The 12,940-nt window shown below is 40.0% G+C and carries 16 protein-coding genes; 13 read left to right on the plus strand and 3 right to left on the minus strand.

Annotated features, from left to right (window positions below):
- The 3 genes from QNH28_RS13705 to QNH28_RS13715 form a co-directional block, all read right to left on the minus strand.
- A complete protein-coding gene (locus QNH28_RS13705) occupies positions 1 to 891 on the minus strand; it encodes a LysR family transcriptional regulator (RefSeq protein ID WP_283911832.1) in 891 nt (296 codons plus the stop codon).
- Positions 892 to 922: 31 nt separating this feature from the next.
- The gene (locus tag QNH28_RS13710) at positions 923 to 1,354 is read right to left on the minus strand and encodes a GNAT family N-acetyltransferase (RefSeq protein ID WP_283911833.1); all 432 of its coding nucleotides are present in this window, start codon (positions 1,352 to 1,354) and stop codon (positions 923 to 925) included.
- Positions 1,355 to 1,432: 78 nt separating this feature from the next.
- The gene (locus tag QNH28_RS13715; protein WP_349655052.1) at positions 1,433 to 2,269 is read right to left on the minus strand and encodes a helix-turn-helix domain-containing protein; all 837 of its coding nucleotides are present in this window, start codon (positions 2,267 to 2,269) and stop codon (positions 1,433 to 1,435) included.
- A 155-nt stretch (positions 2,270 to 2,424) separates the two neighbouring features.
- Here QNH28_RS13715 and QNH28_RS13720 point away from each other — a divergent pair, with 155 nt between their 5' ends.
- The 13 genes from QNH28_RS13720 to QNH28_RS13780 all read left to right on the plus strand — a co-directional run bounded on the left by QNH28_RS13720 (position 2,425) and on the right by QNH28_RS13780 (position 12,933).
- Positions 2,425 to 3,588 (plus strand): Gfo/Idh/MocA family protein, encoded by a 1,164-nt coding sequence (locus QNH28_RS13720; RefSeq protein WP_283911834.1) that lies wholly within the window; start codon positions 2,425 to 2,427, stop codon positions 3,586 to 3,588.
- A 24-nt stretch (positions 3,589 to 3,612) separates the two neighbouring features.
- Complete coding sequence (locus QNH28_RS13725; RefSeq protein ID WP_283911835.1) at positions 3,613 to 4,374, plus strand: sugar phosphate isomerase/epimerase family protein; 762 nt, start codon at positions 3,613 to 3,615, stop codon at positions 4,372 to 4,374.
- Between the two features lie 31 nt (positions 4,375 to 4,405).
- Entirely contained in the window at positions 4,406 to 5,494 is a 1,089-nt protein-coding gene (locus QNH28_RS13730) for a Gfo/Idh/MocA family protein (protein ID WP_283911836.1), read from the plus strand.
- Positions 5,495 to 5,525: 31 nt separating this feature from the next.
- Positions 5,526 to 6,527, plus strand: coding sequence for a Gfo/Idh/MocA family protein (locus QNH28_RS13735; protein WP_283911837.1), 1,002 nt, complete (start codon positions 5,526 to 5,528; stop codon positions 6,525 to 6,527).
- A gap of 207 nt (positions 6,528 to 6,734) precedes the next feature.
- Positions 6,735 to 6,995, plus strand: coding sequence for a hypothetical protein (locus QNH28_RS13740; RefSeq protein ID WP_283911838.1), 261 nt, complete (start codon positions 6,735 to 6,737; stop codon positions 6,993 to 6,995).
- A gap of 246 nt (positions 6,996 to 7,241) precedes the next feature.
- Complete coding sequence (locus QNH28_RS13745) at positions 7,242 to 8,738, plus strand: malate:quinone oxidoreductase (protein WP_283911839.1); 1,497 nt, start codon at positions 7,242 to 7,244, stop codon at positions 8,736 to 8,738.
- A 117-nt stretch (positions 8,739 to 8,855) separates the two neighbouring features.
- Positions 8,856 to 9,323 carry a DUF2691 family protein gene (locus QNH28_RS13750; protein WP_283911840.1) on the plus strand — a complete coding sequence of 156 codons (468 nt, stop codon included), beginning with the start codon at positions 8,856 to 8,858 and terminating at the stop codon, positions 9,321 to 9,323.
- Between the two features lie 133 nt (positions 9,324 to 9,456).
- Positions 9,457 to 9,852 (plus strand): VOC family protein, encoded by a 396-nt coding sequence (locus tag QNH28_RS13755; RefSeq protein WP_283911841.1) that lies wholly within the window; start codon positions 9,457 to 9,459, stop codon positions 9,850 to 9,852.
- Between the two features lie 202 nt (positions 9,853 to 10,054).
- A complete protein-coding gene (locus tag QNH28_RS13760) occupies positions 10,055 to 10,537 on the plus strand; it encodes a DUF2975 domain-containing protein (protein ID WP_283911842.1) in 483 nt (160 codons plus the stop codon).
- A gap of 10 nt (positions 10,538 to 10,547) precedes the next feature.
- A complete protein-coding gene (locus tag QNH28_RS13765) occupies positions 10,548 to 10,763 on the plus strand; it encodes a helix-turn-helix domain-containing protein (protein ID WP_283911843.1) in 216 nt (71 codons plus the stop codon).
- A gap of 222 nt (positions 10,764 to 10,985) precedes the next feature.
- Positions 10,986 to 11,642, plus strand: coding sequence for a CatB-related O-acetyltransferase (locus tag QNH28_RS13770; RefSeq protein WP_283911844.1), 657 nt, complete (start codon positions 10,986 to 10,988; stop codon positions 11,640 to 11,642).
- A gap of 155 nt (positions 11,643 to 11,797) precedes the next feature.
- Positions 11,798 to 12,034: a DUF3977 family protein gene (locus QNH28_RS13775; protein WP_283911845.1), complete on the plus strand. Its 237-nt coding sequence runs from the start codon at positions 11,798 to 11,800 to the stop codon at positions 12,032 to 12,034.
- A gap of 14 nt (positions 12,035 to 12,048) precedes the next feature.
- Entirely contained in the window at positions 12,049 to 12,933 is an 885-nt protein-coding gene (locus QNH28_RS13780; RefSeq protein ID WP_283911846.1) for a GNAT family N-acetyltransferase, read from the plus strand.
- The last annotated feature ends 7 nt before the right edge of the window (positions 12,934 to 12,940 follow it).

Consider the following 12,940-nt stretch of genomic DNA (forward strand, 5'->3'; position numbering starts at 1 on the left):
CTACTTGTCTTTTCTAGAGACAAGTAGTTTTTGAATAAAGACATTGGTAGCCATGGAGGAGGGGCTTTCTTTGTGGCGGATGATGGAGAATTGTCTTTCAAGATGATGGTGTCTGATGGGGAGCTCATAGATTTCGCCGCTTGCTAATTCTTTGCGCACAATCCATCTGGAGAGCATAGCGATTCCCAAACCGGAGGAGACCGCTTCCTTAACTCCCTGGCTACTGTTGAAGACATAAGATCTTTTGACACAAATCTCTTCTTCTTGAATAAAGTGATCGCTGAAAGCACGCGTTCCAGAACCAAGCTCTCGCAGCACCCAAACCTGATTTTGCAGCATCCCTTGCTCTACAGAGACCATTTTTGACAAAGGGTGGTTGGCAGGGGAGATGATAATCATCTCGTCCTTCATGTAAGGCGTGACGATCAGATCATTCTCATGCGCTTCTCCTTCGATGAACCCAATATCCAATTCATTGGTTCTAACCCCACCAATAATTTCTTCAGTATTACCGATCGTCACCTGAAGTTTGACATGCGGGTATTGATTTGCAAATTCCGCAAGTCTTGAGGGCAATATATACTCTCCAATCGTAAAGCTCGCACCAATATGTATACTGCCAGTAACCTCATCCTGCAGCATTTGTATTTCCTGATGAGCTTCTTCGAAGTGAGCCAATATTTGTTTGGCATGATTATAAAGAATTGTACCTGCTTCGGTTAATTTCACTTGTTTCGAAGATCGGTGTAGAAGCTTTGCGCCTAGTTCATTCTCAAGATTCCGGATATGTAGACTGACACCGGGTTGAGATAGATTCAGTAATTCTCCTGCTTTAGAGAAATGACTTTGCTCAGCAACTGTAACGAAAACCCGTAATGTATCCACAATCATAAAATTCCCTCACTAAAAGTCTCGAATGTAATCAAAGTTCCTTATCAAGCACGAACTGAGCTTTCTTCTGCGAAAATCCAATACGTGTATAGAAACGTACCGCATCTTCTCTAGTTTGGTTGGTGCGCACTCTTATTTTGTTCACTCCAATTTGTGCTGCCCAGCGTTCACAGGTATCAACAAGTTGTCTGCCGACCCCTTCTCCGCGATACTGCCCATCGACCACCAAACCACAAATTTCAACAAAGGGTGGAGATTCAATTAACATTCGCACATTGGCGTGAATCCATCCGATTAATTGGCTATCCGACTCTGCTACATAAACAGCATGATCTTTACGATTTCTGATATCTTGAAGTCTATCTGCCAGCTGTTCGATATTTAAAGGATATCCGAGCTCACTGGATAGTCTTGCAATTTCTTGCGTGTCGCTAAATGAAGCTGTCCTAATATGTATGATCATCCCCACCTTAAAATAATGATGTGTCATGCTGTTTCTTTATTATAGTTCATTCCATTCAGAGGGATATCTCTATTTAAATTACTTCGTACTATTCCGATAAGCGGATGGGGAAAGACCCATTGCCTTTTTGAAATATTTAGAGAAATGAGCTAATTCCATGCCGACTTGTTCCGCAATATCCGAAATGCTGTAATCTGTGTAAGAAAGCTGTCTTTTAGCGTGCTCCATACGTTTCAATTGAACATAGTGCATTGGAGGCACCCCCATGAATCTTTTGAAATAAGGAATGAAATAGTTTGGGTGCAGGTGGACAAGCTCTGCTAATTCATCAATCTCTATGGGCTTATTCAGATATTTATCGATGTAATGGAGCACATGAGCCAGCTTGCCTTGGTCACCGGTGTGTATGAATTGCGTCATAAAATCTGTATGACTACTGTCGCTTGATTCAAGACAAGTGGCAATGAGATTCAGCAAACAAGCCTGAGTGCGAAGGATAGATAAGACATCGTCCTTTTGAAATTGTTCGATCATCTCCACGAAGATTGCTCTTATTGAATCTGGATTAGGTGAATCGCAGATGTATAACTTTTTTTCCGCATGGAATAAGGGCCATTCTCCAATGTCAGCATCAAAGTGGCAGTAATAACGGATATATGGATCATCCATAGAAGTTTCAGTAGTTTGTGTGCTTCCCGCAGGCATGATCATTAGCTGACCTGGCTTCGGATAATAGGTAATCCCATTTATAATTACTTTTCCTTCACCCCCATCAATAAAATACAGCCGATTAAAAGCGGGAGTTTCCAGCGTGCGGTTCCATCCGGGATATCGATTACTAAGTTGAGCATGGGTCACAGTAACCTTGAGATTCTGCAGGAGACGTCCTGATAAGTTACCTGGATTGTTCATCATTTAACTCCTTTAAGGCTTTAATATCCTCATTATAACGGTTCTATTTAACTAAAACATCTTACTCAAATACAAATAAACCTTAATTTCGCTCATGTTCATGTCCTTAAATTAAGTATATCCTCTAAGCATAACCATTAATAAGGAAGTGATCAGGGATGAGTACAGTTCGTTATGGAATTATTGGCATTGGAAATATGGGAACCGCACATGCGCAAAGTCTGCTGAGTGAGATTAAGGGGGCTGAGCTTACAGCCGTATGTGATATAAGGGAAGAACGTTTGAAATGGGCTGAAGAGCAATTGCCCGAGAACGTAAGGAAGTATTCTACTCCGATGGAATTATTCGAGTCACGTGTCATGGATGCGGTATTAATCTGCACTCCGCATTATGATCACCCTACACTTGCGATTGAGGCTTTTCAACATGGTTATCATGTATTGGTCGAGAAACCTGCAGGAGTATATACGAAAGCTGTTCAACAAATGAATGATGCAGCAGCGGAGTCTGATCGCAAATTTGGAATCATGTACAATCAGCGTACTAATCCTTTGTATCAGAAGCTGAGAGATCTTATTCAGTCTGGTGAGTTAGGTGAGATCCGCCGGACGAATTGGATTATTACCGACTGGTATAGATCGCAGAACTACTACAACTCTGGTGGCTGGCGGGCGACATGGGCGGGTGAAGGTGGTGGGGTATTGCTTAATCAAGATCCTCATCAGCTAGATTTATGGCAGTGGACGACAGGCATGATGCCGAAGCGGATAAGAGCATTTTGCCACTTTGGAAAATATCGCAACATTGAGGTTGAAGATGATGTAACCGCTTATGTGGAATACGAGAATGGCGCTACAGGTTTGTTTATTACTACAACTGGAGAGGCACCGGGAACTAATCGTTTTGAAATCAATGGCGATAATGGAAAAATCGTAGTGGAAGACGGGAAGCTAACCTTTTGGCGTTTACGTACACCGGAGCCGCAGTTCAACGCAGAGTTCACGGGAGGTTTCGGTAGTCCAGAATGTTGGAAATGTGAGATACCCGTACATGATGGCGTAGGGGAGCAGCATAAAGGAATTCTACGGAACTTTACGAATGCCATTTTACATGATGAAGAGTTACTTGCTCCCGGGGAGGAAGGGATTAAAGGGCTAACCCTTTCGAATGCCATGTATTTATCGGCTTGGACGGACAATTGGGTGGAGCTACCGATGGATTCGGATTTATTCTACGAGAAGCTGATGGAACAAGTGAGAAACTCGACTTTTCAAAAGGAAACCTCAGAGTCTAAAACATTGAATGTTAAAGGAACTCATTAAATCGAAGGAGAGAGGTTAAATTCTATGAAACGTTCGACGATTGCAGCTCAAATGTACACTTTGCGTGAGTTTACTCAAACCGCGGAGGATTTAAGATCAACTTTTCAAAAGGTATCGGCAATGGGTTATGAGAGCATTCAGATTTCATCCATTGGGCCGATCGACCCGAAGCTAGTTAAAGCATATGCGGATGAAGCAGGATTGACTATATGTGCGACCCATGTGTCCTGGGATCGGTTAGTGAACGATTTGGAGGCTCTGGCCACAGAGCATAAGCTCTGGAATTGCAAATACATTGGACTTGGAAGTTTGCCAGAAGAATTTCGTACTGGGCTTGATAGCTACCGGAAATTTGCGAAATTGATATCTGAAATTGCAATAACACTAAAAGAACAACACGGTCTGCAATTTGTCTATCATAATCATGATTTTGAATTCGAACGCTTTGAGAGTATTACCGGGATGGAAGTGCTGCTTAATGAGACTGATCCTGCAGTTGGTTTCATACTAGATTTATATTGGGTTCAGGCAGGTGGCGCGAGTCCAGAAGAATGGATACGTAAAGTGGAAGGCAGAATGCAGGTTGTACATTTAAAGGATATGGCGATTGTTGATAGGAAACAGGTCTTTGCTGAAATTGGTGAAGGAAACATGAACTATGATGAGATCATTACTGCATGCCGAGAAACAGACATTGAATGGTATGTAGTGGAGCAGGATGTTTGCCGTCGTGATCCTTTTGAAAGCTTGGAGATTAGTCTGCGCTATCTGCTTAACCTATTATAGAATCGATTAGAAGTAATTTAGGAGGATTCTGATGAATATAAAAGATGGAATGAACTATGCCCCCACGTATGAAGCTAAACCAGTAGTAAAGCCAGGTGAATTCATATTTGCTGCGATCGCGCTAGATCACGGTCATATTTACGGGATGTGCAATGGGCTCGTTGAGGCAGGGGCAGAGCTGAAATGGGTATATGATCCGGATGAAGAGAAGGTTAAAGCGTTCATAGCCAAATATCCGGGAGTTAGGGCTGCTGGGTCTATGGATGAAATATTGGAAAATCCTGAGGTCCGCTTAATTGCGGCGGCGGCAGTTCCTTCAGAACGTGGCCCTTTAGGAAATAAGGTTATGGCTCACGGGAAGGATTATTTTACGGATAAGACCCCTTTCACAACACTTGAACAGCTGGATTCTGCTAGAGCTATGGCAGCAGCCACCAATCAGAAGTATATGGTTTACTTTAGTGAACGACTTCATGTTGAAAGCGCAATCTATGCGGGACAGTTGATCCGTCAGGGGGCTATTGGTCGTGTACTTCAAGTTATTGGATTAGGTCCGCATCGTTTAAATGCTTCTAGCCGTCCAGAATGGTTCTTTGAGCGGGAGAAATATGGGGGGATTCTCTGCGATATCGGCAGCCACCAAATTGAACAATTTTTGTATTATACAGATTGTCAGGATGCTTCAGTTGTTCACAGTAAGGTAGCTAATTATAATCATTCTTCATATCCTGAATTGGAGGACTTTGGTGATGCGACGCTTGTTGGGGACAATGGGGCAACTCAGTATTTCCGAGTAGATTGGTTTACGCCAGACGGGCTCGGAACCTGGGGAGATGGGCGTACAATGATCATGGGTACTGAAGGCTACATAGAGCTCCGCAAGTACAGTGATATCGGGCGTTCAAATACACCGGATCATGTGTACTGGGTGAACGGAGAAGGAGAGCATTATGAGCATGTGGCTGGAAAGGTCGGATTTCCGTTCTTTGGTGAGCTTATCCTTGATTGTCTGAACCGGACGGAGCAGGCCATGACACAAGCACATGTCTTCAAGGCAGCTGAACTATGTTTGAAGGCTCAAGCCCAAGCGACTAATCTAACCCCTAATCAACTTAAATAGCGAATGGAACGATGAATGGAGGGTGGTATAGATGAACCAACTTGGAGTTGCGATCATTGGCTGCGGGGCGATTTTTCCTCTCCATGCTAAATCAATATCGTCTATAAAAGATGTAAATCTACTTACAGTTGTAGATATAGATGCTGATAAAGCTACACGTGCCGGAATAGAATACGCCTGCCATGCCACTGATGATTATAGGGAAATACTAAACGATAAACGTATTGATGTTGTACATCTCTGTACCCCTCATTATCTTCATGCAGAAATGGCTGTAGAGCTATTACGTGCAGGGAAGCATGTATTAACAGAAAAGCCAATCGCCGTCGACCTGCCTTCAGCCAAGCTTATGCTGGAAGCAGCGGAAGTGAGCTCTGGCCAGCTTGGTGTGGTGTTCCAGAACCGCTATAATGATGCTTCCGTTTATATTAAGAAGACTATAGATTCTGGTGATTTAGGGAAATTGCTTTGTATGAAAGGTGTCGTAACCTGGCATCGAAACGAAAGTTATTACAAAGATAGCAACTGGAGAGGACGATGGTTTTCGGAAGGTGGAGGTGTTCTAATCAATCAGACCATTCATACCTTGGACTTACTCCAGTGGTATGGGGGTGAAATTACTTCCGTGAAGGGCAGTATAACCACGGATGTGTTGGATGGTGTCATTGAAGTAGAAGATACTGCCCATGCTTGTATCGACTTCACCAATAATGTTCGCGGGCTGTTTTATGGTACGAATACCTATCTTGAGAACTCACCGGTGGAGTTGGAGTTAGTTTTTGAAGAGGGGACTCTTAACCTCCGGCGAGACCACTTATATCTTTGGAAAGATGGAAAGGAAACCTTGGTTTGTGAACCTATATTCAGTCCTACGGAAGGTAAATCGTATTGGGGGACTGGGCATAAGAGACTAATTGAGGACTTCTATGGCCATATTTTGAGCGGACGAAAGTTTTGGTTGGACGGTACTGAGGGGATAAAAGCGCTGAAGCTGGTGAAGGATATTTATAGTTCATCACAGAGGAATAAGTAAATCACTAACATAGCTAAGGCTGTTCCAAGAGTAGAATTATCTACGAATGAGGCAGCTTTTTCGTGTTTAGGGACTTTCCATATTGGGTTAAACACTAAGAAGACTACGGCTTACAGAGGGGGATGGATTTGATTAATTCTCCTTAGTGGAATAATCTAAAGAAAGTATAGGTTATAAAAAGCAAGATAATTGGAGGGCGCATACAATATGGGGAAGATACTACAGAACATTAGAACGAACACCAAGCTAATTTCCATTGTGCAGACCATTGTGTTTTCCTTTGTCATATTATACGTACTGATGTTTCTTTCTGGTGGATTATTCACCACCTTTTTTATTATGCTCATTGCTTGTTTCGTTAGCGTAATCGCAGCTTTGCTCATGCTAATTCGAAAGAACTTCTTATGGGCAATTGTTGATCTTGCTGCTGCGGGCAGCATGTTTATTTATTTTATTAATAATGCTTAGCTGTTATTAATCCTTGCATGAAGCGGGTTTATGGCTGTAGCTTAAGTTCCTTAACCTTGAGGACTTATTTCTCTCTTTTTTGCAAGCTTTTAAATAATTTATTTTTTTCATATAATAGTAGATATTAAATTTATAAATAATTGTAATACACTCGGATAAGGGTATAATTGAGTCAGAAAAGGTGTGACGCCTAAGAAGGAGCGCCCACATCCTTTCTGCAAAATTCAGGGGATAAGGATGGTAATAATGGGCAAAAGTGCAACTGAAACAGACGTCATTTTAATTGGTGCTGGAATCATGAGTGCGACTTTAGGAACACTTTTAAAAGAATTAGTACCGGATTGGAAGATTAAAGTGTTTGAAAAGCTCGAAAATGCAGGTGAGGAAAGCTCTAATGAATGGAATAATGCAGGAACTGGACATGCGGCGCTCTGCGAGCTTAACTACACTGTCGAAAAATCCGATGGAACAGTAGATATAAGTAAAGCTATCCAAATTAATGAACAGTTTCAGCTTTCAATGCAATTTTGGTCTTATTTGGTAAATCGTAAGCTGATACATAATCCGCAGGACTTTATCATGCCCTTGCCCCATATGAGTTTGGTACTAGGGGAGAAGGATGTAGCTTTTTTGAAGAGAAGATTTGAAGCGCTGTCAAAAAATCCTTTGTTTCAAGGTATGGAATTCTCTGATGACTCAAGTAAACTAATAGAATGGATACCGCTTATTATACAAAACCGTCCATCGAATGAACCTATAGCTGCAACAAAAATTGACTCTGGCACAGATGTTAACTTTGGTGCTTTAACGCGCATATTATTTGATCACTTAAAGAGTAAAAATGTAGATCTTCATTATAAACATAGTGTGAATGGAATCAAACGTACTAGTGATGGATCGTGGGACTTGAGAGTTAAGAACGACAGCGGTACCATTGAACACCATACTGCAAAATTTGTCTTTGTTGGTGGCGGGGGAGGAAGCTTGCATATCCTGCAAAAATCCGGTATACCTGAAGGCAAACATATTGGAGGATTCCCGGTAAGTGGAATATTTATGGTGTGTAATAAACCAGAGGTTATAGCGCAGCATCATGCAAAAGTATACGGTAAAGCTAAGGTTGGAGCGCCTCCAATGTCTGTTCCACATCTGGACACTAGATTTATTGACAACAAAAAATCGTTGCTATTTGGACCGTTTGCTGGCTTCTCGCCAAAATTTTTAAAAACCGGTTCAATGTTTGATTTGATCACTTCCGTAAAACCGGATAATCTTCTAACGATGTTGTCAGCAGGTGCGAAGAACATGTCTCTGACCAAATACCTGATCGAGCAAGTATTGTTATCGAAAGAAAAGCGCATGGAGGAATTACGAGTGTTTATCCCTAATGCCAAAATCGAGGATTGGGATTTAGTCGTAGCAGGCCAACGCGTGCAGGTTATCAAAGATACAGAGGATGGCAAAGGTATTCTCCAATTTGGTACAGAGGTAATTAGCGCCGCAGATGGTTCGATTGCAGCATTGCTTGGGGCTTCTCCAGGTGCTTCTACAGCTGTTCACGTAATGCTTGAAGTGCTTAACAAATGTTTCCCTCAGCATATAAAAGAGTGGGAACCGAAAATTAAAGAAATGATTCCTTCTTATGGCCTTTCACTACTGGAAAATCCAGAGCTATTACATGAAGTGCATACTTTAACGGCAACAACATTGGGTCTAGGTGGAAAAGAGCGAGTGCATAGTTAAGCGATGATCAATCACTCGAAAGCATGATAATTGACAGAGATTTTCTTCAAAAAAGCCTATGGATTTTAATTCATAGGTTTTTTGTATAGGGAAATTGAACAGAAAAGTGGGGTATATATGAAACGAGGAATCACTTTTAAGATTCCAAATGATTACGGGAAAGTACTTGGAGATCTATTAAAGCCATTTAATACGGAGACATTCCATTGGTATATAGGTGGCGAGGAATCTTATTTTATTCAAAACGATACGTTAGGTGAAGCTCTGTTCCACGAAGAAATCTATGGGATGGACGGCAGGGTTTTGAAAGAACTTTTGGAGAATAATGAATATTATATTATCTTTGCGAACTTCAAGGCTTTTCCACAAGAGAAGGACGTAATAGATGTTCAGACCTATGAGGAGTTCTTACATAGTGATTGCCAGTTTGTACTTTTAGTCGTCGATTGTGAATATGCTTCGGTTTATTGTAAAGACCAGAGGATGCTTGAAGCACTGTGTCATAACGCAATTTCAAATGGATATGATGCTGTGCAATACATTACGAATGAAAATGACTTCAGAACAAGATTATCTGTATGGTAGAACAATGAGGTTAAATATTAAATAGATGCTCAATAAATAAATTAAAATAATTTTTCCCTTTGTCGATTTAAGCATTCTTTCTTCGTCGTGTTTATATAAAGACAAATTCAGATGGAAAGGTTGTTGAAATTTTATGGGAGCACAAATTAACTCTTATTTGATGTCGGAGGATGCAAGAGGTCAAGCGAATTTTTATGTGGAGTCACTAGGTGGCGAAATTCAGTTTTTCACCACATATGGTGAGACTCCGGAAACACCTGAGGCGATAAAAGATAAAATCATGCATTTGGCTTTGAATGTGGCGGGATCGAATACATTAATGTTTGCCGATTCCTTCGAGCCTGTTTCGTATAACCGCAACATCAGCCTTTCTTTGAACTATGATGATGAGACAGAAGCTAGAACGGCATATGCCAAGCTAAGCGAGGGCGGTGAAAGTAAATATCCATTCTCTCTACAGCCTTGGGGTGCTTTTTATGGTGAAGTCATCGATAGGTTTGGTGTGACGTGGATGATTACCAAGCAGTAAGCTAAGGGTGTACATGATCGATCTCTAAAATAGCGGCAGCTCAGGACTGTGATTTCTAGTCCATGGCTGTCGCTGTTTTTATTATTCACTCTGTTGAATAACTAAAATAATTGAAGTGTATTAATAAACAATCGAAATATATTGTGAAACGATAAATTATATGTTAAATTCAATTTGAAAATAACTTTGTGAGGTGTATTTTATGAAACAAGGATCAACACTTTTTTTAAAGATAGTTATCGTTCTTATTGGAATTCCAGTTCTTGCTTTGTGTATATTTTTAGTACCTGCAATAGCGAATTATGCAGTAGAATTATATCCCGATTATAGTTTTATTAAATATCTCATTTTCATCGATTTGTATGCATCGGCGATACCTTTTTACATTGCGCTGTATCAAGCTTTTAAACTGTTAGGCTATATTGATAAGAACAATGCTTTCTCGGATTTTTCTGTAAAGGTATTAAAAAATATAAAAAATTGTGCGATTACAATCTGTGGTGTGTATGTGGCAGGGATGCCACTCTACTATCTCATCAGTGAGAAAGATGATGCCCCAGGAATCATAATCATCGCTATGGTTATGATTTTTGCTTCCATGGTGATTGCCGTTTTTGCTGCAGTTCTCCAAAAGCTTTTGAAGGAAGCTATTGATATAAAATCAGAAAATGACTTAACGGTCTGAGGAGAAAACAATGGCGATTATTATAAATATTGACGTGATGCTGGCTAAAAGAAAAATGAGCGTAACCGAACTTTCGGAGCGGGTTGGAATAACCATGGCTAACCTGTCTATATTGAAAAATGGAAAGGCAAAAGCGGTTCGATTATCTACTTTAGAGGCGATTTGTAAGGCTTTAGATTGTCAGCCTGGGGATATTTTAGAGTACAAAAGTGACGAGGATGCTTAAGGAATAAATGAATAAAGCCGTAAGACGAAATATTCAAAATTAATTGAGTTTAGACAGAGAGGTTGATTTGACGAACAAATCATTCGTTTGTTACAATGACCCCATCAATTAGGAAAAGGATGAGGACGATGGTTCGTCGTTTGAAACGGTTTAAGAATGTCGCTACTGTATCAAGCTTCTAAGTATAAACGCTATAAATTACTTAGAAGCGAGGAAAAGAAAATGAAAAAACATCAATTTAACCACTGGTCTGAAATTAAGTATTTAAAGGATATTGTCACCAACCCATTGATTGAGGTAGGGGAGTACTCTTACTATTCTGGTTATTACGATAATCTTGATTTTGAAGATGGTTGCGTCAGATATCTTTGGGGAGACGAAACATCGAGAAAGTTATTTAACCCGATCGAAGATTATGGTTGGCATTTAGATAAATTGATTATAGGAAATTATGTTTGTATTGCAAGTGGTGTAATTATTTTAATGGGTGGAAATCACAATCATCATCCTGAATGGATTACCGTATATCCTTTTGCAGACCAGATCGAGACCTCTTATGAACCCAAAGGGGATACGATCATAGAAAGTGATGCCTGGATTGGGATGAATGCAATGATTATGCCAGGCGTGAAAATAGGTGAGGGTGCTATTGTTGCGGCAGGCTCGGTTGTTGTGAAAGACGTTCCACCATATACGATAGTAGGCGGCAACCCTGCTAAAGAGATCAGAAAACGATTTACAGATCATGAAATCGAAATGTTAAAGGAAATGCGATGGTTCGCTTGGAAACGCGAGAAAATTGAACAAGCCACGTCTATCTTTTCGAGTTCATCGATTGATCTATTATATGACTTTTATCAGAGGGAAATAAAATCATAACACACTCACAACAGGCTGCCGGAATTATTCGGGAGCCTGTTCTTTTATCAGATAAGGTAGTTTTACAATATTTATTATTTACCAGATTAAACCTAATTAGTATGATGATATGAATGGGCTCATCTAATTATTTGGGAGGAAAGTGAGCTAGATATATGAAATATATTGAATGTGGTCTCGGCAATACATGGTTTATTAGAACTGAAACGGAGTTAGAGGATGGAACTGAATTTGAAGAAAAAGGAATTGTGAAACCGATAAGGTTCCGTTCGCTATATATTAGGATTTGGATTGGCAAAACCGTAGTTATCCTCGACTTAAAGCAAGGTTTTAAAAAAAGTAAGAAAAGTTATAACGCGTTTAAAATTATTTTTGGTATAACAAGTCTCTAGAATGGAGGAGCAAGATGCCCCCTTTTTTAATACACAAATATAGTCCGCTAAGAGATAAGGAGCAAATCGAACGATTGTTAGTTCACAATAATGATCTATTGAAGATTTTTTGTCAGGATGAAGGGATCAACAAAGATAATATTTTGGTTGCCCTTATTAAGGATACACTCATAGGCTTTCTTTCATTTAATGGGTTCGGAAGAAAACCACAAGCGACCCTATTTGTCAGTAAAGAGTATGACATAATGGATGTTGGATCGAAGTTAATAGAAGAATATGAAAAAGTGCTTATACATAATGAATTAGTAGAGCATACAGTATTCAATGTTCTTTCTAGCGATGTTGAATTAATCACCGTCTTGGAAAGAAATGATTATCGCATATACTTTACCTCATATATTATGGAACGAATGGGCGACCCTTTTCCTTCTGAGAATATTGTGGTTAGAAATTATGAGGAGAATGATTACTTTGAATGGGACAGAGTTTGCGAATTAGCTTTCTATCATATGCGTCAACGTATAGGTATGTATCCTTCGTTTTTTTATACACCCGTGGAATGGGAACGGGAACAGTTTAAGAAAAATAAAGACAATATGTTTGTAATGACAGTTGATGATACTATAGTAGCTATAGGAAAAATAGCAGGAAATAAAATAAGTATTGTTGCTATTTCGATAGAACATCAATCACGAGGTTATGGTAGAGCTTTTGTTAAATTTCTTGTTAATGAGATTATTCGCAAGGGCGAGGATAAGGTCAACCTTGAAGTAGTCAAAGGCAATTTTGCAAAATCGTTATATGAAAGCCTTGGATTTGAAGAGACAGAAATCTACCATAACTATATCAAGTATTTTAGACCAGACACTAGACTTAGTGCCCCGCCCGAGAATTATTAATAGGTTC

This window comes from Paenibacillus sp. G2S3, from assembly GCF_030123105.1.
In the GTDB taxonomy this organism is placed as follows: Bacteria; Bacillota; Bacilli; order Paenibacillales; family Paenibacillaceae; genus Paenibacillus_AQ.